The sequence below is a fragment of the Actinomadura sp. 3N407 genome (genome assembly GCF_052245875.1).
GTDB lineage: Bacteria > Actinomycetota > Actinomycetes > Streptosporangiales > Streptosporangiaceae > Spirillospora.
Map to the genome: position 1 here is coordinate 202224 of NZ_JBQQBP010000003.1, position 24818 is coordinate 227041.

General features: G+C 71.1%; 20 protein-coding genes and 1 pseudogene. 11 read left to right on the plus strand and 10 right to left on the minus strand.

What is annotated here, in order from left to right:
- Window positions 1–259 precede the first annotated feature (259 nt).
- Complete coding sequence (locus ACTWPP_RS08685) at window positions 260–1465, plus strand: HRDC domain-containing protein (protein ID WP_443103998.1); 1206 nt, start codon at window positions 260–262, stop codon at window positions 1463–1465.
- A 6-nt stretch (window positions 1466–1471) separates the two neighbouring features.
- Here the strand turns inward: ACTWPP_RS08685 and ACTWPP_RS08690 are convergent, their stop codons facing one another.
- The 8 genes and pseudogenes from ACTWPP_RS08690 to ACTWPP_RS08725 all read right to left on the minus strand — a co-directional run.
- Window positions 1472–1834: a hypothetical protein gene (locus ACTWPP_RS08690; RefSeq protein ID WP_443103605.1), complete on the minus strand. Its 363-nt coding sequence runs from the start codon at window positions 1832–1834 to the stop codon at window positions 1472–1474.
- Window positions 1835–1913: 79 nt separating this feature from the next.
- On the minus strand, window positions 1914–3107 hold the full coding sequence (locus ACTWPP_RS08695) for an ABC transporter permease (RefSeq protein ID WP_443103606.1): 1194 nt from the start codon (window positions 3105–3107) through the stop codon (window positions 1914–1916).
- Window positions 3104–3802: an ABC transporter ATP-binding protein gene (locus tag ACTWPP_RS08700; protein ID WP_443103607.1), complete on the minus strand. Its 699-nt coding sequence runs from the start codon at window positions 3800–3802 to the stop codon at window positions 3104–3106. Before ACTWPP_RS08700 ends, ACTWPP_RS08695 begins: the two co-directional genes overlap by 4 nt.
- 11 nt (window positions 3803–3813) lie before the next feature.
- Window positions 3814–4860 (minus strand): peptidoglycan-binding protein, encoded by a 1047-nt coding sequence (locus ACTWPP_RS08705; protein WP_443103608.1) that lies wholly within the window; start codon window positions 4858–4860, stop codon window positions 3814–3816.
- Window positions 4857–5189, minus strand: coding sequence for a hypothetical protein (locus ACTWPP_RS08710; protein WP_443103609.1), 333 nt, complete (start codon window positions 5187–5189; stop codon window positions 4857–4859). Before ACTWPP_RS08710 ends, ACTWPP_RS08705 begins: the two co-directional genes overlap by 4 nt.
- Window positions 5190–5885: 696 nt before the next feature.
- Window positions 5886–6326 (minus strand): hypothetical protein, encoded by a 441-nt coding sequence (locus ACTWPP_RS08715; protein WP_443103610.1) that lies wholly within the window; start codon window positions 6324–6326, stop codon window positions 5886–5888.
- Between the two features lie 788 nt (window positions 6327–7114).
- Window positions 7115–7918 carry a thioesterase family protein gene (locus tag ACTWPP_RS08720; protein WP_443103611.1) on the minus strand — a complete coding sequence of 268 codons (804 nt, stop codon included), beginning with the start codon at window positions 7916–7918 and terminating at the stop codon, window positions 7115–7117.
- A 1585-nt stretch (window positions 7919–9503) separates the two neighbouring features.
- Window positions 9504–10031 (minus strand): annotated as a pseudogene (locus ACTWPP_RS08725) (TerD family protein); the annotation flags it as partial.
- 350 nt (window positions 10032–10381) lie between these two features.
- Between ACTWPP_RS08725 and ACTWPP_RS08730 the strand changes: the two are divergent.
- The 4 genes from ACTWPP_RS08730 to ACTWPP_RS08745 all read left to right on the plus strand — a co-directional run bounded on the left by ACTWPP_RS08730 (window position 10382) and on the right by ACTWPP_RS08745 (window position 14023).
- On the plus strand, window positions 10382–11221 hold the full coding sequence (locus ACTWPP_RS08730; protein ID WP_443103612.1) for an SMP-30/gluconolactonase/LRE family protein: 840 nt from the start codon (window positions 10382–10384) through the stop codon (window positions 11219–11221).
- An 84-nt stretch (window positions 11222–11305) separates the two neighbouring features.
- Window positions 11306–12109, plus strand: coding sequence for a hypothetical protein (locus ACTWPP_RS08735; protein ID WP_443103613.1), 804 nt, complete (start codon window positions 11306–11308; stop codon window positions 12107–12109).
- A 43-nt stretch (window positions 12110–12152) separates the two neighbouring features.
- Window positions 12153–12815 (plus strand): response regulator transcription factor, encoded by a 663-nt coding sequence (locus tag ACTWPP_RS08740; protein WP_443103614.1) that lies wholly within the window; start codon window positions 12153–12155, stop codon window positions 12813–12815.
- Window positions 12812–14023, plus strand: coding sequence for a sensor histidine kinase (locus ACTWPP_RS08745; RefSeq protein WP_443103615.1), 1212 nt, complete (start codon window positions 12812–12814; stop codon window positions 14021–14023). The genes ACTWPP_RS08740 and ACTWPP_RS08745 overlap by 4 nt, the downstream gene beginning before the upstream one ends.
- On the opposite strand, the gene ACTWPP_RS08750 is transcribed toward ACTWPP_RS08745, so the two are convergent.
- On the minus strand, window positions 14020–15828 hold the full coding sequence (locus ACTWPP_RS08750) for an AMP-binding protein (RefSeq protein WP_443103617.1): 1809 nt from the start codon (window positions 15826–15828) through the stop codon (window positions 14020–14022). The genes ACTWPP_RS08745 and ACTWPP_RS08750 overlap by 4 nt on opposite strands.
- A gap of 219 nt (window positions 15829–16047) precedes the next feature.
- Here ACTWPP_RS08750 and ACTWPP_RS08755 point away from each other — a divergent pair, with 219 nt between their 5' ends.
- From ACTWPP_RS08755 to ACTWPP_RS08780, 6 genes are all read left to right on the plus strand, one after another.
- Entirely contained in the window at window positions 16048–17250 is a 1203-nt protein-coding gene (locus ACTWPP_RS08755) for a thiolase family protein (protein WP_443103618.1), read from the plus strand.
- Complete coding sequence (locus ACTWPP_RS08760) at window positions 17247–19334, plus strand: 3-hydroxyacyl-CoA dehydrogenase NAD-binding domain-containing protein (protein ID WP_443103620.1); 2088 nt, start codon at window positions 17247–17249, stop codon at window positions 19332–19334. Before ACTWPP_RS08755 ends, ACTWPP_RS08760 begins: the two co-directional genes overlap by 4 nt.
- A 188-nt stretch (window positions 19335–19522) precedes the next feature.
- Entirely contained in the window at window positions 19523–21004 is a 1482-nt protein-coding gene (locus ACTWPP_RS08765) for an amino acid permease (RefSeq protein WP_443103621.1), read from the plus strand.
- Window positions 21005–21099: 95 nt separating this feature from the next.
- Window positions 21100–21933: an SAM-dependent methyltransferase gene (locus ACTWPP_RS08770; protein ID WP_443103623.1), complete on the plus strand. Its 834-nt coding sequence runs from the start codon at window positions 21100–21102 to the stop codon at window positions 21931–21933.
- A gap of 85 nt (window positions 21934–22018) precedes the next feature.
- The gene (locus ACTWPP_RS08775; RefSeq protein ID WP_443103624.1) at window positions 22019–23365 is read left to right on the plus strand and encodes an FAD-dependent oxidoreductase; all 1347 of its coding nucleotides are present in this window, start codon (window positions 22019–22021) and stop codon (window positions 23363–23365) included.
- Window positions 23366–23436: 71 nt separating this feature from the next.
- Window positions 23437–23802: a hypothetical protein gene (locus ACTWPP_RS08780; protein WP_443103625.1), complete on the plus strand. Its 366-nt coding sequence runs from the start codon at window positions 23437–23439 to the stop codon at window positions 23800–23802.
- 19 nt (window positions 23803–23821) lie between these two features.
- Here the strand turns inward: ACTWPP_RS08780 and ACTWPP_RS08785 are convergent, their stop codons facing one another.
- Window positions 23822–24784 (minus strand): helix-turn-helix transcriptional regulator, encoded by a 963-nt coding sequence (locus ACTWPP_RS08785; protein WP_443103626.1) that lies wholly within the window; start codon window positions 24782–24784, stop codon window positions 23822–23824.
- Window positions 24785–24818: the final 34 nt, after the last annotated feature.

Below are 24818 nucleotides of genomic sequence, written 5' to 3' on the forward strand. Positions count from 1 at the left end.
GTCCGAAACCGAGGCGGCGGGGGAGAACACGGAAGAAGCGCACCTTTCTCGCCGGCCCGTGTCCCCGAGGCCCCGGCCGGTCCGTCGACTCGAGGATGAAAAGGGTTCAGCAGGAGTGTCCGAAACGCGCGCCACCGGCCCCCAGGGGGATACCGGTACGGAGAAGACGGCCGCCGAAGGGCTGCCCGGGGCCGTTCCAGCACCGGCCGCGGCGGAGCCCGGCCCCGCGGACGCGGAGGCCGGCGCCGGTCCCCCGCCCGTGCCGTTGCTGGAACCGCGCGATGGCGTCCCGTCCGTGGTCACCGAACCCGCCGAACTGGAACGTGTCATCGCGGCGTTCGCCGCGGGCAGCGGCCCCGTCGCGGTCGACGCCGAGCGCGCCTCCGGCTACCGGTACGGGCAGCGCGCCTACCTGGTCCAGCTGCGCCGCGCCGGCGCCGGAACCGCGCTGATCGACCCGATCGCCTGCCCCGACCTGTCGGTCCTGGACGCCGCGCTCGCCGACACCGAGATGGTGCTGCACGCCGCCAACCAGGACCTGCCGTGCCTGGCGGAGGTCCGTCTCGTCCCGCGGCGGCTGTTCGACACCGAGCTGGCCGGGCGGCTGCTCGGCTACCCGCGCGTCGGGCTCGGATCCATGGTCGAGAACGTGCTCGGCTTCCAGCTGGAGAAAGGGCATTCGGCGGCCGACTGGTCGACGCGCCCCCTCCCGGAGGACTGGCTCCGCTACGCCGCGCTGGACGTCGAGCTGCTGATCGAGCTGCGCGACGCGCTGCAGGAGGAGCTGGAGTCCGCGGGCAAGCTGGAGTGGGCGCTGGAGGAGTTCACCGCAGTCCTGGCGGCGCCGCCGAAGCCGCCGCGTCCCGACCCGTGGCGCCGCACCTCCGGCATCCACCGCGTCCGGAACCGGCGGGCGCTCGCCACCGTCCGCGAGGTGTGGGAGGCCCGCGACAAGATCGCCCGTGAGCGGGACCTGTCCCCCGGCCGGGTGCTGCAGGACGCCGCCATAATCGAACTGGCGCAGAAGGCCCCCAAGACGCCCGCCGAGCTGCAGGCGCTCCCCACGATGCGGGGGCGCGGCGCCCGCCGGCACCAGTCGGCGTGGCTGCGCGCCGTGACCCGCGCCCGCGACCTGTCCGACCGCGGGCTGCCCGAGTCCAACATCCCCGGCGACGGGCCGCCGCCCGCGCACCGCTGGGCCGACCGCGACCCGGAGGCCGCCAAGCGCCTCACCGCCGCCCGCGCCGTCGTCGCCGCGCTCGCCGACGAGCATTCGATGCCGTCGGAGAACCTCATACAGCCCGACTCCGTCCGCCGGCTGGCCTGGACGCCGCCGCCGGAGGCGTCCGCTTCGGCGATCGCCGCCGCGCTCCGCGACCTCGGCGCCCGCCGCTGGCAGATCGAGCTCACCGCCCAGCCCATCGCCAAAGCGTTCCACCGCCTCGAATGCAAAGGAGATCTCTGAGGCGCGTCACAGATCGGGCAGCGGGTCCTTGGGCAGGCTGTCGCGGTCGAAGATCTCGGCGTCGGCCGCGTTGACGACCGCGATGTACTCGTCGTCGACCTCGAACACCGCGCCGCCGAACTCGAACGACGCGCCGGCGCCGGTCTCCACCGGCCCGATCCGGGTGCCGCGGGGGTAGCTGCCCCAGACGGTCTTCGGGGTGCTGCGGCTCAGCGCGCCGGTGGAGATCACCGCGACCTGGTCGTCGGTGATGACGAAGATGAAGCTCGACCCGCCGCCGTAGGCCATCGCGGGGAAGATGTAGCCGATCTCTCCGTCGATCCCGAGGAACTCCCGGCAGCGTTCGCGCAACGGGCGTGGAACCGGCATGACCGTTGAGGCTCCTCCCCCGGGTCGGACGTTGTCTGCCGTCCCAATCATGCCCCGGTTCGTGAGAGCGTGGCCAGGGTCAGACCGTCGCGAGAGCGGTGGTCGGCGGCAGCCGCGCCGCGCGCATCGCCGGGTACAGGCCCGCGACCGTCCCGATCGCCAGGGTGGCGGCGAGGGCGCCGCCGAGCGCCCAGGCGGGCACGACCGGCGGCCAGCCCTTCCACAGCGCGAACCCGACGGTGACCGCCGTCCCGAGCACGACCCCGGCGGCGCCACCGAACGCCGACAGCAGCAGCGACTCGGCAAGGAACTGCACCCGCACCTGCCCGCGCGTCGCGCCGAGCGACCGGCGCAACCCGATCTCACGGCGCCGCTCCAGCACCGAGATGACCATGGTGTTGGCGACGCCGACCCCGCCGACCAGCAGCGCGACGGCGCCGAGCCCGAGCAGCAGCCCGGTGAACGCCCCGTCCGCCGCGGCCTTGGCCTCCAGCGCGTCCGAGGGACGGCTGACCTCCACCTCCTCGGGATGCTCCGGACTGACCGTCCGCGCCAGGACGTTCCGGACGTCCTCGACCGCGGCGTCCGCCGACCGCTCGTAGATCGTCGTCGGATGCCCGTCGAACCCCAGATACCGCTCCGCGGCGTCCCAGCCGACGAGCGCGGACCGGTCGATCTCGGGCGCCAGCTCAGCGGGCCGCAGGACGCCGAGAACCGTGAACCATCGCCCTCCGATCCACACCTGCCCACCCGCCCGGTCCAGGCCGAGGCGCCGCGCCGCCTGGTCGCCGAGCACGACGCCCGGGTAACGGCCGGTGGCCGCGTTCAGCCACCCGCCACTCGCGGCCTCCACCTCGAGCGCGCCCAGCAGCTCGACCGTCGCGGCCTGCACCGCGATTCCGTGCGTGACCTCCTCCGGGATCCTGTCGGTGCGACGAACGGTCGCGTCCACCGAACCGGTCGCCCCGACCGCCGTGACGGGCCCGATCCTTCCGACCATCTCCGGCGCCCCGACGGGCAGATCGGCCTTCTCACCGAACAGGGTGTCGCCGGGCTTGACCGTCAGCAGATTCGTGCCGAGCCGGTCAAGGCGCCGCAGAAGATCCTCCTTGCCGGACGACGAGATCCCGATGACCGCGACCATCGTCGCGATCCCGATCGCGATGCCCAGCGCGGACAGAACCACCCTGGTCGGACGCGCCCGCAACCCACCGAGCCCGACGCGCAGCACATCGCCCACGCTGAGCCGCGCGGGCACCGACGCGGCCCTCATCGGCTCTCCACCGCCGCCCGCTCATCGGCCACGATCAGGCCGTCCCGCATCAAGACCCGGCGCGGCGCCCGGCCCGCGACCTCCAGGTCGTGCGTGATGATCGCGACGGTGGTGCCGGCGCCGTTCAGCTCGTCCAGCAGCGCCAGCACCTCGGCGCCCGCATTCGAGTCGAGGTTCCCGGTCGGCTCGTCCGCCAGCAGCAGATCCGGCTCGCCCACCACGGCCCGAGCGACCGCGACCCGCTGCTGCTCACCACCCGACAGCTCGTGCGGCCGGTGCCCGGCCCGCTCCCCGAGCCCGACCCGCTCCAACGCCGCCCGCGCCCGCTCCCGGCGCTCCTTCAACCCCGTCCCGCTGTAGAGGAGCCCGTCGGCGACGTTGTCGAGAGCACTCACCCCCGCGGCCAGATGGAACTGCTGGAACACGAACCCGATATGCCGCGCCCGAAGCGCCGACAACTCCCGGTCACTCAGCCCCGACACCTCATGCCCGGCGACCTTCACGCTTCCCTCGGTCGGACGATCCAGCGTCCCGACCATGTGCAGAAGCGTCGACTTCCCGGACCCGGACGGCCCCACGATCGCGGCCATCTCCCCCGGCGCTATCACCAGATCGACACCCCGGAGCGCCGCCACACCCGTGTACTCCTTGGTCACCCCGCCCAGCTCAACGATGTACGCACCCTCGACATCCATACCCCGCACGCTCATTCGGCCGGCACCCCGACCTTCACGCCCTCACGCAGCCCGCCACCGCCGACCTCGACGCGCCCCCCACCGAACGCCCCGACATCAACCGGGACGAGCCGCCGCCCCGTCCCGTCCACGACCTCCACACCGAAGCCGCCCTCACGCAGCGCCAGCAGGGCCTCCACCGGCACCGACAGGACGTCCTTCCTCCGCTCGCTCTCCAACTCCACACTCACGGGCGCCTCGTCCAGCCGCCCCGTCTCCGCGTCGCCGAGCGAAATATCGACATCGACCGTCGTCTTCTTCTCCTGCCCCGACCCGCTGGTCTCCGCGACCCTCCCGACCTCGGTGATCTTCCCCTTGACGGTCCTGCCGCCGGGCAACTCCACGGCGACCTCGGCACCCTTCTCGGCGAGATCCTGCTTGTCGGCATCCAGATCGACATGAACGACCCGCCGCGTCCCCGCCACCGTCAGAACCGGCTGCCCTCCGGCGATCCGCTTCCCCTCGGGCGCCTCGACCTCCCGCACGAGCACGGCCCCGCCCAGGAACACGACCTGATCGGGGCCGACCGTCCCGGTCTCCTCCAGCCCCCGATCGTCCTGCCACTCCCTGACCGCGGCCTCGGTCGCGCCGGTGAACTCCTTGTCCACGGTCATGCCGCCGTACCCGAGCGCCCGCAGGTTCTGTTCAAGCTGCCGCACGTCCTTCCCCGAATCCCCGTTCCCGAGCGTCCGGTACATGGGACTACCGCCGTACATGAGCGTGACCGGCCTCCCGGCCACCCTCAGCAGGGTCCCGCCCCGCTCGACCGTCGCCCCCTGCCCAGGCGCCCACGTCACCACGCCCGACGCCCCCGCCCACACCTCACGGACGCCGTCATAGGTGAGCTTCCCGTCCACCGTCTCGGTATCGACAAGATCTCCCCGGGTCACCACGGCCGTCGCCGGCCGCACCCCCTGCCCGGCCTCCCCCTCGTCACCGTCGACCGTCCACGCGAGCACGCCTCCCCCGGCGACGACCACCAAGCCGGCGACGCCGCCCACGACCACGAGCCGCCTCACTTCCCGGCCCCCGGCAGGTCGAGCTTGCACTTCTTCCGGGCCTTCTCCACCGCACCGGGGTCGATGTCCCCCGGAGGAAGCTTGAGCTCCCCGTCCGGCCCGGGATCCGGGAGGTCGACCCCGTTCTCCCGCATGCACTGCGCGAACTCGACGTACTGGTCACGCACCTTCGGGTCCTTCAGGTCGGGCATCCGCCCGCCCGCCTCAAGCCACGACCGGCACTTCTCCAGCGCCGCCTCCAGCTTCTTCCGGTCGGTCCCCTCCCCCAGCCGCTTCGCCCCCGCGTCCCCGCCGCCCGGATCGGGGACGTCCACCCCGTTCTCCCGCATGCACCGCGCGAACCTCAGCTGAGCATCCTCCGGCGACAACGACTCACCGGGCGACGCCGAAGCCGTGGCCCCCGCCCCACCGGCACTGGCCACCCCACTCCCACCACCGTCGTCCCCACACCCCGCAAACCCGAACAAGACCGGCACCACAACCACCACGGCCCAAACCCGAAGTCCCATGACGTCCTCCCCGCCGAGGACACCCGCCCCGACGAGAAGCCACAAAACCCACCCCCGCGTTAAACCCGCATTAGCCCTGCCGCCTCTCGCGAGATCGGACCAAGTCGGGGGACGTCGCCGGACGAGCCCGGCTCGATCGTCTACGACCGGACCAAGACCGTGGTGCGCCGGCACGTCACGCCGGGCAAGGCGGTGCCGTTGCATGAGGCGGTCGCGTTTCGCCTACACCAGATGGCGAGCGGACTTCCACGGAAGAGCGCCTCAGCGAGATACTGGAGAGATATGGGGACGGGAACGTAGTCACAAGAGCAATCACAAAGTCTTCGCCATGGCTCATTGCTGCCACCAAGCAGACACAACAGATCCCGCTGTCGCATTAATTACATTCACCGCGTGGACACTGCCGCCAGGAATAAAGTCACCTGGCGGTAGCTGCAGCTGTACATAGAGCTGTCACCTTTGAGGCAGCAGGAAGATTCGACAAAGTCTTCGGTTCCATGATCGTTCGGTGTTTCATCAGTCCGGAAACCAATACCTGTGCTGAGTGCGGCGCAATCGACGCGCGTCCACCTCAGCCCGATGCGCATCCGCCTCGGCCCGATGCGCGTCCACCTCGGCCCGACGAGCGATCTCAGTGGCCTCCTGCTCGGCGGCCTGCCGCGCGCGTTCCGCCATCCGCTCGACTTCCCGCTTGGCGTCCTCTCGTTGGGCGGCCTCCTGCTCGGCCCTCCAATTGGGGCCCCGGCTTTTCCGCTCGGCCCTCCGACGCTCCCACTTTTCGCTTTCCCGAATGGCCGCTTCAGCCTCCGCCCGGCGCCGAATGATAACATATGCGACCGACATACTTAAAAGGAAGCCGACCATCGTCGCGAAAGGAAGCCATCTGGGCAACTCCAACGCTCGGGCGTCGGTCGCTATCCCTGCAACCGCCGCCCCGTCAACCGGCAGGATCCACATCGCATCCTCCTGGGAATGGACGCGCGAGTCGAATGCCCCGTAGCAGCCCGGTATGGGGTGCGGTCTTTGGTGATCCAGCGTTCTACCGTTTTGGGGTCCACGTCGAGCGATTCGGCGAGCGTGGCGATAGTAGGCCCTTGCTCCAGCAGGGCGGCACGTAGGCGTTCGTTCGGCATCTGCCCGTCCGGGATCCGGGACGTCCTGGGACGCGATCAACCCTAGAAGGACGTCATGAACACGTCCAGCCATGTAGTGATCTCGTCCCCCAGGTCAAGCGCATTCTCGTAAGCCACCGAACGCCCGAAACCGCCCCGCCGGAAACGGGCCTTACGAGAGGCGTGATCGCACATCATCCTCGCCCTGGCATCGATCATCGCCGTGTTCCTGGCGGGCCTCCACCTGCGGCATCTTCGCCATGCGTCTGCTCAGCACCCGCACCCGGACGTATGACGACATGCCCCGGCGTGTGCCGGCGGGGCGGTGAGGATGCGCCTTATGCCTCGTGTCATCACCGGCCATGCGTGCGCGTGCGGCGCGCGTGTCGAGCCCGGTAACGGGCGGTGCCGCAAGTGTCGCGCCCGCGCCCGGTGGCTTCGGCGGGGGCGCGGCTCCCGGTTCCCGGACCCGTGGCTGTGAAGGGGTGAGCCCGTGGACGTTCCGGGGCGCTGTGCGCGTCTCTCCGATGCGCGAGGACAAAGCCAACCGGTTCGAATTGCGGGTACTCGACACCGACGCGCTCCCGTGGCCCGGACCGTCCGTCGCGTCCATTACCGAGATCAGGTCCGGGGTTATGAGGGGGCAGGCCGGTGAAGGAGGGTGAGCTGCCGGGACTGGGCCACCAGGCGCCCCGCCGAGTCCCAGATGTCCATGTCCTCCTCGCACAGGCCGCCGGTGACGTAGCGGGTGCCCACCCGGCATGCCAGCCAGCCGCGGGCGGGCCGCCGCCGGATGTGGACGGTCGCCTCCAGGGTGGTGGACGGGGACCGGCCGATCTCCAGCACCATCGGGGACATCGCGTCCCACAACAACACCAGCGCCAGCGGGTCGGGCTCCCGGCCGTCGCGCAAGCGCATCCACAGGTCGCGGGCGGGCGTGCCGCCGGGTTCGCCGCGCAGCCAGCCGGGGACCTCGGTGGTGCGGTACTCCACTCGGTCCAGCAGGCTCATGCCCGGCATCGCCACGCCGTCCAGCGGATCGACGCACTCGTCCGGCGGCGGCAGTTGCGGGGGGCCGCCGAACATCGACGTATCGCCGTCGACGCGATGGAGATCGGTGAACGTGGCGATGGCCCGCAGTTTCTCCTCGCCGTCCTGGCTCAGGCTCACCTGACCGGTCGCCATGCGGTTGCCGGTGCGTGCTACCTCGGTGTGCGCGACGGCGGGGCCGCCCTCGACCGGACGCAGGAAGTACGCCGACACTGACAGCGGATCGGGATGGGGCATGCGCCGCGCCAGCGCCCGCACGGCGACCGCCAGTCCGTAGCTGCCGAGCGGCGTACCGTGCAGGGCGTTCCAGCGGTCGGTGATCTTGGCGTCATACGTGCCGCCGGCGCGGCACGTGACCTCGGTGTCGGAGTCGAAGATGTCTCCCATGCGCACAGCGTCCGGCATCTGGCTCTATGGCCGCGATTACGCCGGAGGTAAACGACGGGGATTCGTGGTGGTCGCCGTGGCCGACAGGCCGGCCTTGGGGGCCGGCGGGTTCACCAGGGCCGATCTGGAGCTTCGGTGGTCAGATGGGTGGCTTGTTTTCGGCAGTTGACGCGGGATCGAATTTCAGGACCTGAAGGATCTCCTGGTGGAAGCGGTCCATCGCGTCGTCGACGCTGCGGACGAAGCCGGTTTCCTCGATGCCTCGTTTGGTGCCCATGCCGGATGCGAGGGTCAGCCGGAAGGTCGCGATCTGTTTCGCGTCACCGGGCACGAGGAGGCCGGGTTCGCTGATCAGGTTCTTCAGGAGGTCGCAGGGGCCCGTCCTGTGGCCTGGGGTGAGGGCTTCGACGCGTAGTTCGGGCGGTGCCTCGTTGAGCTGGCGCAGGAGCCACTGGACGCGGGTGAGAGGGCGTGTGCGGGCCGCGGCGGGGATCTCGACGGTGGTCTCGATCTGGCCGGTGCGCAGATCGGCTTCCAGGAGGACCGGGCCGCCTGCGTTGGGCATGCGGATCTCGGCGCTCATCCGTCCGTTCTCCACCAGTGATGTGACGGTCTGCAGGCGGCGCACCGACGCGTCGCCGTCCTTTCGTTTGCGGAGGACGGGCGCGATGGACATGCCGGTTTTGCCGCTCAGGCGCAGGCACAGCTGCCGGATCAGCTTCTCCCAGCTTTCGGCCACTTGCATGGCGCGCCGGTCCCCCAGGCGCAGCGTGCCTGCGGTGACGGCGTTGCGCACCGGGACCCAGGCGGCGCCCATGTCGCGGAATCCCTGGCATCCGGCGTTGTCCTGGCGCAGGTAGTGCAGGAGTTCGCTCAGCAGCCAAGCGTGGACGGGGTTGGCCACGCCGTCGTGGTGGCAGAGCATGTCGGCTTCATGGGCGACTTCGGCCCAGGACACGTGGCGCAGGGCGACCTTGCGCAGCAGCCGCTTGTCGACCTTGAGCGGATGCTCGTTGTCCAGGGCCAGGTCGTTGGACAGGGTGATCACGGTTTCGTAGCCGTGCCGGGCCGCGACGTCCAGGTAGGCCTCGACCTGCTCCGCTTTGAGGGGGTTGCCGCCGGTCTTGGTCTCGATCAGCGCGGTCCAGATCCTGCCGGCTCTGGCCACGCGCAGAACGCCGTCGGGCCTGACCTTGCCGTCACCGTGTTTGAAGGTCGCTTCGGCGAAGGTCTGGATGGTGCCGGCCGGGGCATTGAAGCGGGCCGTAAGGCGTCGGCCGAACTCGGGGACCTGTGCCGTCACCGCCAGCAGCGTCGCTGTGGCCCGCACCTCGCGTTCCTGGTCGTTGCGCAGGCCGGTGACCGAGAACAGGCGCGCATGCCGCCAAGAGGAATGTTCGGCAAGATTGACCTTGGCCGCTTTGGGGACGGTGGTCTTCTTCTTGGCCGTTCGAACCCGCTTGGCGCGGTCGCCGTCCTTGGGCGGCGGCCCCTGCGCGGAAGGGGCGGTGTCGGCCATGGAGGAAGGTTCCGGCTGGTCGGTACCGGTCGCTTCGCCCTGATCCTCTTCCTCTTCGCTGTCATCGACGTTGATGCCGAAGTCGGCGGCCAACCCCGCGAGCCCGGACTCGTACCCTTGGCCGACTGCGCGGAATTTCCAGCCGTCGCCTCTGCGGTACAGCTCTCCGAAGATGAACGCGGTCTCGGTGTCGGCATCCTTGATGTCGAAGACCAGCAGCGTCTCGCCGGAGCTGTCGGAGACGGCCAGTCGCAGGTCGTCCAAGGCCCCGAAGGTCGCTCCGCCGTAGCGGCTGGCGGCGATGACGATGCGCTGTACCCCGGGACGCAGTGCCGTCAGGTCGACCAGGATGCGGTCCTCGCTGCCGGTGGCCGTGGGGGTCTTGCCCAGCAGCCGGACGGAGTCATCGGCGGTCGCGGGCTGGTTGTAGAAGACGAGGTCAGCGTCGCCGCCGACCCTGCCGTCGGCGTTGACCAAGAGCACCGAGACATCGGCCTCGCCTTCACCGGAAGGGTCGATCCAGCTCAGCGCCACGGTGAACGGTCCGGTCGCCGTGGTCAGGCCGGACATGTCGATGTTGGCGCCCTTGGACATCTGCTGCACTGGTCGGCTCCTCGGCTCGTGACGGGTCTCACGCGCGCGGTGGGAGCCATGACAGCCGCAGTTCCGCGCAAGCACGTACGGCGATCATCTGTGTGCGCAGTGCAAGCGTACGCTGATCACCGCGCGTGCATATCGCCGCTACACGGAGGGGCCACACCCGGCCAAACCGATGCGGATGGAGCGGTTCCGCCCGTTCGCCCGCGCGCCTCCGGGGCGGAACGTGGGTGGGTCTGGTGTGAAGCGGCGGTGTGGGGGAGGTTGGTCATATGTGGTCTCGACTGTTCGTCGTTGCAATGGCGGTTGGGCTCCTTGTGCCGCTCGGGGGGTCGGCGCAGGGGTCTGTGGAGGGTGAGAGGGGGCTGCTGCCGGATCGGATCGTGCTTCCGGACGGGTTCCAGCCCGAGGGCATCGCCATCGGGCCCGGGCCCGTGGCGTTCTTCGGGTCGCGGGCCACCGGGGCCGTCTACCGCGCCGACCTGCGCTCCGGGGAGGGAAAGGTCATCAGTTCCGGGCCGGGGACGCCTTCGCTCGGCATGAAGACCCGGGGGCGCAAGCTGTTCGTCGCCGGTGGGACGGGTGGGGACGCGCGGGTCGTGGACACGCGGACGGGGCGTGTCCTGAAGTCGTACGCGCTTACTGAGAAGCCGTCGTTCGTGAACGACGTCGTGCTTACTCGGCACAGTGCCTGGTTCACCGATTCGACCAATCCGGTGCTGTACCGGGTGCCTTTGCGGGGGCATGGCCGGGTGAAGACCGTGCCTCTCAGCGGGGACATCGCCTACGCGGACGGCATCAATGCGAACGGCATCGTCGCCGTTCGGGGCGGGTCGTCGCTGCTGGTGGTGCAGTCCAATACCGGGAAGTTGTTCAAGGTCGATTCGCGGACGGGGGTCGCGAAGGAGGTCGACCTGCATGGGGAGTCGCTGGCGAACGGTGATGGCCTCCTGCTGGAGGGCCGGACGCTGTACGCGGTGCAGAACCGGCTCAACAGCGTCGCGGTGGTCAAGCTGAACGGGGAAGCCACCGAGGGGCGGGTCGTCGAGCGGCTGACCGATCCGCGATTCGACATCCCGACCACTGTGGCGCGGTTCGGAGATCGGTTGTACCTGCCGAATGCGCGGTTCGGCACGCCGCCCACTCCGGAGACTCCGTACGACGTCATCGCCATCCGGGCCCGGTAATCCTTGCCCCGGTGATAAAGCGGGGGTGCGGAGTGTGTGGTTCGGGTGCATTACTCAATGTGCCCGTTCGGCGATAATCCGTTCGTGCCGATCCGTACCGCTCCACCGTTGAACGAGGACTTCCGGCTCGTCGAGGCGCTACAGGCGCGGCGGCCGGAGGCGGTCGCCCAGGTCTACAACGTGTACGGGCCCGAGCTGGTCGAGTACGCCGAGGGGCTGCTCGGTGACCATGACGGGGCGGTGGAGGCGGTCCGGGCCGCGCTGCTGGTGCTGCCGGACGAGGGCGCGGACGCGGGGACGTTCCGGGATCGGCTGTACGAGCTGGTGCGCGACGAGTGCCGGGAACCGCCGGTGCGGCTGCACCGGTGGCTGGTGGTCATCGGGGTCGCGGTGGGGATCGTGCTGACCGCCGGGTTGCTCGTGCTGTTCGAGTCGACGGACGGGGACGGGACGTCACCGGCGGTGCCGCCGGTGACGATGACCACGCCCGCGGCGCCGAGCCCGTCGCCGACGCCGTCCCGTGAGGAGAAGAAGGCGACGGTTCCGGCCAAGGACGACGAGCCCGCGAAGACGCCCGCCAGGCCCGGGCGGTTGTCGGTCGATGACGGGAATTGCCGCGGGGTGCGGGCCGCGGGACTGCCGACGCGGTGTGAGATCCGCCTGACGGCGCGGGACGGCGCGGTGAAGTGGTCGGTGTCGTCGGTCCGGTCGAGGGACGCGCGGATCAGCGCGGACGGGGGCGGCAGGCTCGCGGCGGGGCGCTCGACGTCGGTGACGGTGACGGTGCGTCCGAAGGTGCTGTGCTTCCTGGACGGGAGGGGCGGCGGGACGGTGTCGTTCGCGCCGGGCGGCACCGCGACCGTCACCTACACCTGCTGGCGGCGCTGAATACTTACCGGCGTTTAACCTCCCGCCGGTCATGCTCGGCGGCATGCGTGTACTGATCGTCGAGGACGAGCGGGTGCTGGCGGACACGATCGCCGAGGGGCTCCGCGAGGAGGCGATCGCCGTCGACGTGGTGTACGACGGCGATGCGGCGCTGGAGCTGGCCTCGTACAACGAGTACGACGTGGTGGTTCTCGACCGGGACCTGCCGGCGGTGCACGGGGACGAGGTCTGCCGGGAGCTGGTGGAGCGGCGGAGCGCCGCGCGGATCCTGATGCTGACCGCCGCGGGGGACGTGGACGACCGGGTGGACGGGCTGTCGCTCGGCGCCGACGACTATCTGCCGAAGCCGTTCGTGTTCGGTGAGCTGGTCGCGCGGGTGCGGGCGCTGGCGCGCAGGTCGGGGCCGCCGGTGCCGCCGGTGCTGGAGCGGAGGGGCATCCGGCTTGACCCGCATCGGCGCAGGGTCGCGCGGGACGGGCGGGAGCTGCGGCTGACGAACAAGGAGTTCGCCGTGCTGGAGGAGCTGCTGCGGGCGGAGGGCGGTGTGGTGAGCGCCGAGCGGCTGCTGGAGCGGGCGTGGGACGAGAACATCGACCCGTTCAGCAACATCGTCCGGGTGACGATGGCGACGCTGCGCCGCAAGCTGGGGCAGCCGCCGGTGATCGAGACGGTGACGGGTTCGGGGTACCGGCTGGAGGCGCGATGACGCCGAGGGTGAGTGTGCGGGCGCGGCTGACGCTGGTGTACGGGTCGCTGTTCCTGGTGACGTCGGCGGTTCTGGTCACGGTGACGTACCTGCTGACCGTCCGGACGATGGATCAGCGCTTCTCGGGGAGCGGGGGCCTGGACCCCGAGGTGATCACGCGGCTGCGGAACCTGTCGTCCCAGGGGAACCTGTCGTCGCAGGACGGGATCGCGCAGCTGATGGCGTTGAGGGAGGAGGCCGACCGGCAGCTCGCCCAGGAGAAGCGCGACGTGCTGGAGCAGCTGCTGCAGAGTTCGCTGCTGCTGATGCTGGTCGTCGGCGTCCTCGCGGTGGTGATCGGGTACGTGGTGGCGGGGCGGATGCTGCGTCCGCTGCACAGGGTGACCGCGACGGCGCGGCGGCTGTCGGAGAGCAATCTGCACGAGCGGATCGCGCTGGAGGGCCCGCAGGACGAGATCAAGGATCTGGCCGACACGTTCGACCGGATGCTGGACCGGCTGAACCGCGTGTTCGACGGCCAGCGCCGGTTCGTCGCGAACGCGTCGCATGAGCTGCGCACGCCGCTGACGATCAACCGGACGGTGCTGGAGGTGGCGCTGGCCAGCCGGAAGAGCCCGCCGGAGACCAAGGCGCTCGCGGACGTGCTGCTCGGCAACACGGCGCGCCACGAGCGGCTGATCGAGGGGCTGCTGACGCTCGCCAGGTCGGAGCGGGATCTGGGCACGCGGGTGGGGACTCCGCTGCCGGACGTGATCCGCAGCGCGCTGGACCATCTCGACGATCAGGCCGCGGACGTGGACGTCGAGGCCAGGCTCGCGCCGGCCATGGTGACCGGTGATCCCGTCCTGCTGGAGCGCTGTGCGGTGAACCTGCTGGAGAACGCCGTGAAGTACAACGTGCGGGAAGGGCGGGTGTGGGTGCGTACCGGCGTCCGGGACGGTGCGGCGTTCCTGCAGGTGGTCAACACCGGGCGGCCCGTCCCGTCCTACGAGGTCGGGACGCTCTTCGAGCCGTTCCGGCGGCTGCGCGCGGACCGGACGGGGTCGAAGGACGGCGCGGGTCTCGGGCTGTCGATCGTCCGGGCGGTGGTGGACGCGCACGGCGGCACGGTCGAGGCGGTCCCGCGGCCGGGCGGCGGCCTGTCCGTCACGGTCAGGCTGCCGGTCTCCGGGGAGCCGGTGCCCGCCCTGGAGGCCGCCGCGACCTAGCCCGCCCGACCGGCCTGCTCGGCGCCCAGCGGCGGCCATTCGACGTGTCCCTCGGGCCGCGGCAGGCCGGGGCGCGCGGTGAGCCATCGGTGCACGACCTTGCCGGTGGCGTTGCGCGGCAGTTCGGCGATGAAGTGCACGTCGCGGGGCACCGCGTACCGGGCGACCTGCTCGTGCACGTAGGCGCGGACGGCGTCCGCCCGCAGCCGGGTCCCGGGCCGCAGGACGATGTAGGCGGCGAGCCGCTGCCCCCATTCGTCGTCGGGGACGCCGACGACGGCGACCTCGCCGATCTCCGGGAGCCGCAGCAGGGCGTCCTCCACGTCGCGCGGGACGACGTTCTCGCCGCCCGACACGACGAGGCCGTCGCCGCGGCCGTCCACGAACAGCAGCCCGCGGTGGTCGACGTGGCCGAGGTCGCCGGTGGCGAGCATCCCGTCGCGGACCTCCATCGGCTCACCGGCGGTGTAGCCCTCGAACAGCAGCTCGTTCGCGGCGTAGATCTGCCCGATGGTGGAGCGGCCGAGCCTGCCGCCCTCGGCGTCGAGGATGGCGAGGGAGGTGTTGCGCGGGGGCCGCCCGGCGGTGCGCGGGTCGATTCGCAGGTCGCGCGGGGTGGCGATGGACACCCAGGACACCTCGGTGGAGCCGTAGACGTTGTAGAGCCGGTCGCCGAACACGTCCATGAACCGGGTGGCGAGGTCGCCGGGCAGCGCGGCGCCGCTGATCGCCACGATCCGCAGCGAGGACGCGTCGTAGACGGCGCGGGTCCCGGCGGGCAGTTCGAGGATCCGCTGGAGCATCACCGGGACGGCGAACACGGTGGTGTCGCGGTGGGAGGCGATGGCGCGCAGCGTCTGCTCGGGGTCGAACCGGCGGTGCAGGACGACGGGGGCCCGCAGCGCCCACGCCATCTGGAGGGCGGCGTATCCCCAGGTGTGGAACAGCGGCGCCTCGATGATCATGGTCTGCCGGGCGCGGAGCGGGATCCGGGACGTCATCGAGGCCAGCGGCCACAGTCCGGGGCGGGGCGGGCGGCGGGCGCCCTTCGGGCGTCCGGTGGTGCCGGAGCTGAGCATGATCGTGCGGCTCTGGATCTGCGGCGGCCGGGCCCCGGCGTCGGACGCGGGCACCGAGGCGATGATCTCCTCGATGCTCGGGCCCCGTTCCGCCGGGGCGGGCGGGGAGGGCTCGGGGGCGGGGCGCGGCGGGGGCGCCAGCGTCCCGGCGGGGACGGGCGCGGACAGCGGCATCCCGCGCGGGGGTCCGGGGCGGCGGTCGGCCCACAGGACGGTCCGGCGCAGCGCGATGGGCACGGTCCGCAGCAGCGGCGCGAACTCGGCGTCGGCGACGATCAGGGCGGGGCGCAGTTCGCCGAGCACGGCGCGGAGCTGGCCCGTTCCGAAGCCGGTGTTGAGCAGGACGACCTCGGCGCCGCGCCGGCTGCACGCGACGAGCGTCTCGACCATGCCGCGGTGGTTGCGGCACAGGACCCCGACGCGGGGGCGGGGGCCGTGCAGCGGCAGCCCGGCGGCGAGCCGCGCGGCGCGCTCGTCGAGTTCGGCGAACGTGAGGACGCCCTCGTCGTCGATCAGGGCGGGGCGGGACGGGGAGCGGGCGGCGGACGCGGCGACCAGCCCGGCGAGCGTGGTGCCCCAGCGCCGCAGCGTGCCGACCTGCCGGAGCAGGCGGCGGGGGCCGCCGCCGAACAGCAGCCCGGTGCGCAGCAGGAGCGCGGTGAGATCGCGGATATGCCCGATCCGCCGGCGTACCCCCGGCCGGTATACGGGCCTCGCGTGCGTCACCGTGCCCTCCTCCGGTGATATCGGGCCACGTTACCCACCCGTCAACAGCCGAACAAGGGCGCCGGGGGACACACCTTCGTCAGTGGTTACTGATGAGTAGCATTTGTGGTTACCGGCAAGTAGCATCGTTGTCGCGGGCACTCGTGCCGCCGGAAACAGGCAGGGGCGGCACGAGGCCCGACACCTTCACCGAGCCCCCACCGCAGGGAGGACGACCCCGTGCCTCGCACCGCACGCGACGTCGTGTTCGTCGACGGCGTCCGCACGCCGTTCGGCAAGGCAGGCCCCAAGGGCCTGTACGCGGACACGCGCGCCGACGACCTCGTCGTCCGCGCCATCCGCGAACTGATGCGCCGCAACCCGTCCCTCCCGCCCGAACGGGTGGACGAGGTCGCCGTCGCCGCCACCACCCAGACCGGCGACCAGGGCCTGACCATCGGGCGGTCCGCCGCCGTGCTGGCCGGGCTGCCGAAGAGCGTCCCCGGATACGCCGTCGACCGCATGTGCGCGGGCGCGATGACCGCCGTGACCACGTCCGGAGCCGGCATCTCCTTCGGCTCCTACGACGTCGTCATCGCGGGCGGCGTCGAGCACATGGGACGCCACCCGATGGGCGAGGGCGTCGACCCGAACCCGCGGTTCCTCGCCGACAAGCTCGTCGACCCGTCAGCCCTGGTCATGGGCTCGACCGCCGAGAACCTGCACGACAGGTTCCCCGGCATCACCAAGGACCGCGCGGACGCCTACGCCGTCCGCAGCCAGCAGAAGGTCGCCGCCGCCTACGCCGCCGGGAAGATCCAGCGGGACCTCGCGCCGACCGCGATCCGCTCGGCGGACAAAGGTTGGGGGCTCGCGACCGAGGACGAGCCGCCGCGTCCCGGTACGACGCTGGACGACCTGGCCGGGCTGAAGACCCCGTTCCGCGTACACGGCAACGTCACGCCGGGCAATGCCGCGGGCCTCAACGACGGCGCCACCGCCTGCCTGCTGGCCGCCGAGGACGTGGCCCGCGGACTCGGCCTCACCCCGAGGATGCGGCTCGTCGACTTCTCCTTCGCCGGCGTGGAGCCGGAGGTGATGGGCGTCGGGCCCGTCCCCGCCACCGAGCGGCTCCTCGCCCGCAACGCGCTGACCATGGACGACATCGGCCTCATCGAGATCAACGAGGCGTTCGCGGTGCAGGTGCTGGCGTTCCTGGAGCACTTCAAGATCGCCGACGACGACGCGCGGGTGAACCCGTGGGGCGGCGCGATCGCCCTCGGGCACCCGCTCGCCTCGTCCGGCGTGCGGCTGATGAACCAGCTGTCGCGGCTGTTCGAGGAGCGCACCGGCGCCCGGTACGGACTGACCACGATGTGCGTGGGCATGGGCATGGGCGGAACCGTCCTCTGGGAGAACGTCAACTGGGAGGGGACGAAGTGAGCAACCTCGCGGAACTCTTCGCGGACGAGGTCGTCACGCGCGCGTACGTCAGGGACGTGACACTCCCCCACGGCGCGGGAACCCTCGCCCTCATCACGCTCGACAACGGGCATGACCACACCAAGCCCAACACCTTCGGCCCGAACGGCCTCGCCGAGCTGAACGCCGCCATCGACACCGTCGCCGGACGCGACGACATCGCGGCCGTCGGCGTCACCGGCAAGCCGTTCGTCTTCGCCGTCGGCGCCGACCTCAACGGCGTCCCGCTGATCAGGTCCCGCGCGGACGCCCACGCCATCGCCAAGCTGGGCCACGACGTGTTCCGGCGGCTCGGCGAGCTGGGCGTGCCGTCGTTCGCCTACTACAACGGCGCGGCGATGGGCGGCGGCGTCGAGATCGGCCTGCACTGCACGTACCGGACGATCTCGTCGGGGGTCCCGGCGTTCGCGCTGCCCGAGACGTTCCTCGGGCTGGTGCCCGGCTGGGGCGGGACGTATCTGCTGCCGCGGCTGATCGGCGCGGAGAAGGCGCTCAAGGTCGTCATCGACAATCCGCTGGCCCAGAACCGCACGATGAAGGGCGGGCAGGCGTACGACCTGGGCATCGCCGACGCGATCTTCGACTCGGCCGACTTCCTGGAGGAGTCGCTCTCCTGGACGGCCCGCGTCCTGAACGGCGACATCACCGTCCGGCGGCCCGAGGTCGACACGGGCAAGGCGTGGGACGACGCGGTCGCGATGGCCCGCTGGAACGTGGACGGCAAACTCCACGGCGCGGCCCCGTCCTACACCCGCGCGCTGGACCTGATCGCCGCGGCAAAGGACCGCACGCGCGACGAGGGCTTCGAGGCGGAGGACGAGGCACTCGCCGACCTCATCATGAGCGACGAGCTGCGCGCCGGCCTGTACGCGTTCGACCTCACCCAGAAGCGCGCGAAGAAGCCCGCCGGGGCACCCGGCACGTCCCTGGCCCGCAAGGTCGCCAAGGTCGGCGTCATCGGCGCGGGCCTGATGGCCTCGCAGCTCGCGCTGCTGTTCGCGCGCCGCCTGGAGGTGCCGGTCGTGCTGACCGACCTCGACCGGGAGCGCCTCGACAAGGGCGTCGGCTACGCGCACGGCGAGATCGACAAGCTGCTCGGCAAGGGCCGCCTGTCCCCCGACAAGGCCAACCGGCTCAAGTCGCTGATCACCGGCTCGCTCGGCAAGGAGGCGTTCGCCGACGCCGACTTCGTCATCGAGGCCGTGTTCGAGGAGATGTCGGTCAAGAAGAAGGTGTTCGCCGAGGTCGAGGAGCACGTCTCGGCCGAGTGCGTGCTCGCGACCAACACCTCGTCGCTGTCGGTCGGCGAGATGGCGTCCGGGCTGAGGCACCCCGAGCGGGTCGTCGGCTTCCACTTCTTCAACCCCGTCGCGGTGCTGCCGCTGCTGGAGATCGTCCGGGGCGAGCGCACCGACGACGCGACGCTGGCGACCGCGTTCGCGGCCGGCAAGGCCCTGAAGAAGTCGTGCGTGCTGGTCGAGGACGCCCCGGCGTTCGTCGTCAACCGCGTCCTGCTGCGGCTGCTCGCCGAGATCGTCCAGACGGTGGACGAGGGCACGCCGATCGAGGTGGCCGAGCGTTCCGCCGCCCCGCTGGGCCTGCCGATGCCGCCGTTCGTGCTGATGGGCCTCGTCGGGCCCGCGATCGCGCTGCACGTGAACGAGACGCTGCACGAGGCGTTCCCGGACCGGTTCCCGCTGTCGGACAACCTGGCGAAGCTGGTCGCGTCCGGCAAGCCGGGCGTGTACCTGCCCGACTTCTCCGTCGACCCCGAGGTCGTGGAGATCTTCGCCGGCGGGACGGACCCGTCGACCGAGGAGCAGGTCCTCGACCGGGCGCTCACCGCGCTCGCCGACGAGATCCGCGTCATGCTGGACGAGGGCGTCGTCGCGGCCCCGCAGGACATCGACCTGTGCATGACCCTCGGCGCCGGCTGGCCGTTCCACCTCGGCGGCATCACGCCGTACCTGGACCGGTCGGGCGTCGCCGAGAGGGTGACCGGCCGCCGCTTCCTGGCACCCGGGGAGGCGTCCCTCCCGGCCTAGTCCTCCGCCGCTCCCCGAAACCGGAGAAGGGGCGCCTCGAACGCGATTCGAATGCGATTCGAGACGCCTCTTTTCCGGCGTTCCCGCACTTCGCGGGCATGCGGACGTTTCACCCGCCATAAGACGCGCACATATGGGCATACGGCAGTCGGCCGTGTCGAGCACCGGGAGGCGAAGGGGCCCCAAGGATGAACCTGCTGCGCACGAAGTCGGTCGAACAGTCGATCCGCGACACCGAGGAACCCGCGCACCGGCTCCGGCGCGCGCTGTCGGCGCTGGACCTGACCGTGTTCGGGATCGGCGTGATCATCGGGACCGGCATCTTCGTGCTGACCGGCCAGGTCGCCCGGGACAACGCGGGGCCCGCGGTCGCGCTGTCGTTCATCCTCGCCGCCGTGGTGTGCGGGCTCGCGGCGCTGTGCTACGCCGAGTTCGCCTCCACCGTCCCGGTCGCCGGGTCGGCCTACACCTTCTCCTACGCCACGCTCGGCGAGTTCCCCGCGTGGGTCATCGGCTGGGACCTCATCCTGGAGATGGCGCTCGGCGCGGCGGTCGTGTCGGTCGGCTGGTCCGGCTACTTCGCCTCGCTGCTGGACGACGTCGGAATCACGCTGCCGACCGCCATCGCCGACCCGCCGGGCGAGGGCGGGACGGTCAACGTCCCCGCGATCGTGCTCGTGCTGCTGGTGACCGCGCTGCTCGTGCTCGGCATCAAGATCTCCTCGCGGGTCAACGCCGTCGTCGTGGCGATCAAGGTGTCGGTGGTGCTGCTGGTGATCTTCGCCGGCCTGTTCTTCGTCAAGGGCGGCAACTACGACCCGTTCATCCCTCCCTCGAAGTCGACCCCGGAGATCGCCGGACTGGACGCGCCGCTGATGCAGGTGCTCTTCGGGGTCACGCCCGTCGCCTACGGCTGGCTCGGCATCTTCTCCGCCCTCGCGATCGTGTTCTTCGCCTACATCGGCTTCGACATCGTCGCGACCGCCGCCGAGGAGGCCCGCCGCCCGCAGCGGGACCTGCCGATCGGCCTCATCGGCTCCCTCGTCGTCACGGCCATCCTGTACGCGGCGGTGTCGACCGTCGTCGTCGGCATGCAGAACTACACGCGGCTGAGCACCGACGCGCCGCTCGCCGACGCGTTCAAGTCCGTCGGGCATCCCGTGTTCGCCACCATCATCGACGTCGGCGCCGTCATCGGCCTCACCACCGTCGTGATGATCCTGCTGCTCGGGATGAGCCGGATCTTCTTCGCGCTGGGCCGGGACGGCCTCATGCCCCGCTGGCTGTCGGTCGTCCACCCGCGCTTCGGCACCCCCTACCGGTCGACCATCATCATGGGCATGATCGTCGCGGCGCTCGCGGGGTTCATCCCGCTGGCCGAACTCGCCACACTGGTCAACATCGGCACGCTGTTCGCGTTCCTCGTCGTCTCCGCCGCCGTGGTGATCCTGCGCCGCACCCGCCCGGACCTGCCGCGCGCGTTCCACACGCCCCTGGTGCCGCTCGTTCCCATCCTGTCCGTGCTGGCCTGCCTGTTCGTGATGATCAACCTGCCGGTGGAGACCTGGCTGCGGTTCCTGGCGTGGATGGCCGTCGGCGTCGTCATCTACGCCGCGTACGGCTACCGGAACAGCCGGTTGCAGCGCGCCAAGGCGCTCTCCGGAAAGTAGGCCGCCTTTCCGGAATCGGCGATGAGCGGGCCCCCGTCCGTCATACGATCTTGGACGTCCGCGACTGCAACCCGGCATGGACGGTGACAAGGCACATGACCGACGACACCACACCCGCCTCCTCCTCCGCGGACGGGCCCCCGCCCTCGGACCGGATCGACTCCACCCGGCCCCACTCGGCCCGTGTGTGGGACTACTGGCTCGGCGGCAAGGACAACTACGAGGTCGACAGGGAACTCGGCGAGCAGATCGCCCAGGCGAACCCGCACGTCGTCGCCATGGTCCGCGCCGACCGGACGTTCATGCGCCGCTCGGTGGCCTTCCTCGCCGAGCAGGGCGTACGCCAGTTCCTCGACATCGGCACCGGGCTGCCGACCGAACCGAACGTGCACCAGGTCGCCCAGGCCATCGCCCCCGACGCCCGCGTCGTGTACGTCGACCACGACCCCGTCGTCCTCGCGCACGCCCGCGCGCTGCTGAACTCCGCCCCGGCCGGCGCCACCGCCTACCTGGACGCCGACCTGCGCGAGCCGGGCCGGATCCTCGCCGGGGCGGCCGGCACCCTCGACCTCGACAAGCCGGTCGGGATCACGCTCATGAGCCTGATGCACTTCGTGACCGACTTCGGCGACGCCCGCGCGATCCTGTGGCGGCTGCTGGACGCCGTCCCGTCCGGGAGCTGGCTGGCCTTCACCCACGCCACGGCCGAACTCGGCGGGCCGCAGGTCCGGGAGGCGTTCCGGACGTGGAACGAGAACGCCGTCCAGAAGGCTCGGCCCCGCGACCGCGACGAGGTCCAGGCCCTCATCGACGGACTGGAGCCGGTGGACCCGGGGCTCGTCTCCCCGCCACAGTGGCGGCCGGACGGGAAGGACGGCGCGGAGCCGCGGGAAGTGCCGATGTGGGCGGCGGTCGCCCGCAAGCCCTGACGCGGGCGGCCCTCCGGCCACGGCCGCGCGCCGTGGGCGGGGGTCACTGTGTCCTTTTGTCCGCCGGGTGGGCACAATGGCCCGCATGGCTTCTCCACTCGTCGCGGTGATCGGCTCCGGACCGGCGGGGATCTACGCCGCCGAGGCCCTCGTCAAGCAGACCGACGGCAACGTCCGCGTGGACGTGTTCGACCGGCTGCCGACGCCGTACGGGCTGGTCCGCTACGGCGTCGCGCCCGACCACAAGTCGATCAAGTCGATCGCCAAGTACCTGCAGAAGGTCCTGGAGAACCCCGCCGTGCGGTTCTTCGGGTGTGTGGAACTGGGCCGCGACCTCACCCGCGCGGACCTGCTCGGCTGCTACGACGCCGTCATCTACTCCACCGGCGCGATGGTCGACCGGCACATGCGCGTCCCGGGCGAGGACCTGCCCGGCAGCATCGCCGCGACCGACTTCGTCAACTGGTACTGCGGGCACCCCGACGCCGCCGACCACACCTTCGACCTGTCGGTCGAGGAGGTCGCGGTGATCGGCGTCGGGAACGTGGCCGTCGACGTCGTCCGGATCCTCGCCAAGACGGCCGATGAGCTGCGCGAGACCGACGTCCCCGAGCAGGTCATCGAGGCGCTGTCGCACAGCCGCGTCAAGCGCGTCCACATGATCGGGCGGCGCGGCCCCGCGCAGGCGAAGTTCACCACCAAGGAGGCCCGCGAGCTGGGCGAGCTGCCGAGCGCGAGCATCCACGTCAGCCCCGAGGACATGGACCTCGACCCCGCGAGCGCCGAACTGGCCGAGAGCGACCGGAAGGTCCGCGGCAACATCAAGGTGCTGGAGGGCTGGACGGGCGAGCCGGCCGCCGGGCGTCCCCGCCACATCGACGTGCGGTTCTGGCGCGCCCCCGCCGAGATCGTCGGCACCGACCGCGTCGAGGGCCTCCGGCTGGAGAGGACCCGGCTGGACGAGACGGGCCGCGTCACCGGCACCGGCGAGTTCGAGACGCTGCCCGTCGGGCTGGTGCTGCGCTCGGTCGGCTACCAGAGCGTCCCCCTCGACGGCGTCCCGTTCGACGAGCGCTCCTACATCGTCCCGAACGAGGCCGGCCGCATCACCGGCCCGGACGGCGCCCCCGTGCCCCGCGAATACGTCGCCGGCTGGATCAAGCGCGGCCCGTCCGGGGTCGTCGGCACCAACAAGTCCGACGCCGCCGAGACCGTCCGCAACCTCCTGGAGGACCTCGCCGGGTCCGACACGACGCCCAAGCGCACCATCGAGGAGCTGCTGGAGTCGCGCGGCCTGCCCGTCGTCACCTACGACGACTGGCTCAGGCTGGACGCCGCCGAGATCGCCCTCGCCCAGGCCCTCGACCGCGGCGAGCGCGTCAAGCTCGCCCGCTGGGAGGCGATGACGTCCGCCTGCCGCGGCCGGGAGTAACTCGCCTTCGCGGGAAGATCCCGCGCGGAAGGTAGTGACGGACGTATGACCTGAGCGCTACGGTGCGGCCTGTGACCGGCGGTCCAGAACTGTACGGGTTCCCCCCACCCGAGACCGTCCCCGACCTCAGGTGGCTGGGCCCCGACTACGTGTCCGTACTCGTGTACGACCTGACGCAGGGACTCCTGCGCCAGGATCCGCGCACGTCCGTGATGGGCGTGCGGTGCGAGGGCGAGCCCCGGCTCGACCCCTCGGTCGACCCGGCGGGCGTCATCCGCGCGCATGACGCCTGCTTCCCGCTGCAGGTCTACGTGCAGGACGGCGCCGGGCGCCCGTGGCGCCTGCGTGGGCGATGGACGTACTCGGGCCGCGAACTGGGCACGACCGCCGCGTCCATCACCCACTTCTGGCACCTGCTGTCGGCGGAAGGGGTCTAGCCGAGCCGACGGCCGAGATTCACGTCGTGGATGCGCCACCCGCCGCGCGGCGGAGCCTCGTCGCGAGGCGATCGAACGCCGCCGCGAGCTCGTCTCCGTCGATCACCTCGATGTCGACGTCGAGCTGTGTCATCCACAGCGCGAGCCGGTCTGGGTCGTCGGACCCCAGTTCGAAATGGCACGTGGACTCGTCGACCACCTCGATATCGGCCGGGATGGGGATCTTCGCGGCGACCTTGGCGGCGGGAGCATGCGCGAGTACCCGGGCGCGGTACTTCCAGCCCGCCTTGCTGACGCGTCCGACGACGTACTCGACGACATTGTCCTCCGGGACCACGCGCGGCTGGAACCGCGCACCCGTCGGTGTGTGCGGAACCATGCGGTCGACACGGAAGATGCGCCAGTCGTCACGGTCGAGATCCCACGCGAGCAGGTACCAGAGCGACCCCCAGCTCACCAGCCGTTGCGGTTCGGTGTGGCGGGCCCCTTCGCCGCCCCCGGGCTTCGTGTATCCGAACCGGAGCCGTTCGTGGCCGCGGATCGCGGCGGCGACCGTGCCGAGAACCGATAGATCGAGCGGCGGTTTAGCCCCGGGAACGACGCTCGTCGCCTCGCGTACCTCCTCGACGCGCCGACGCAGGCGCGAGGGCAGCACCTGCTCCAGCTTCGCGAGCGCGGTCAGCGATGTCTCTTCGACGCCGAGCCTTTGGGTCGCGACCGCACCCAGTCCGACCGCGACGGCGACGGCCTCGTCGTCGTCGAGCAGCAGTGGGGGCATCGCCGTCCCGGCGGCCAGCCGGTACCCGCCCGCGACGCCGGGGCGCGCGTCCACGGGATAGCCGAGCGACCGCAGCTTGCCGATGTCGGCGCGCACGGTCCTCGTGCTCACATCGAGCCGGCCGGCGAGCTCGGAGCTCGTCCAGTCGCGCTTGAGCTGGAGCAATGACAGCAGTTCGAGCAGGCGGGCCGAGGTCTCCAACATGTTCTCTATCGTCTCAGCAATTGCGGAAGCTAAC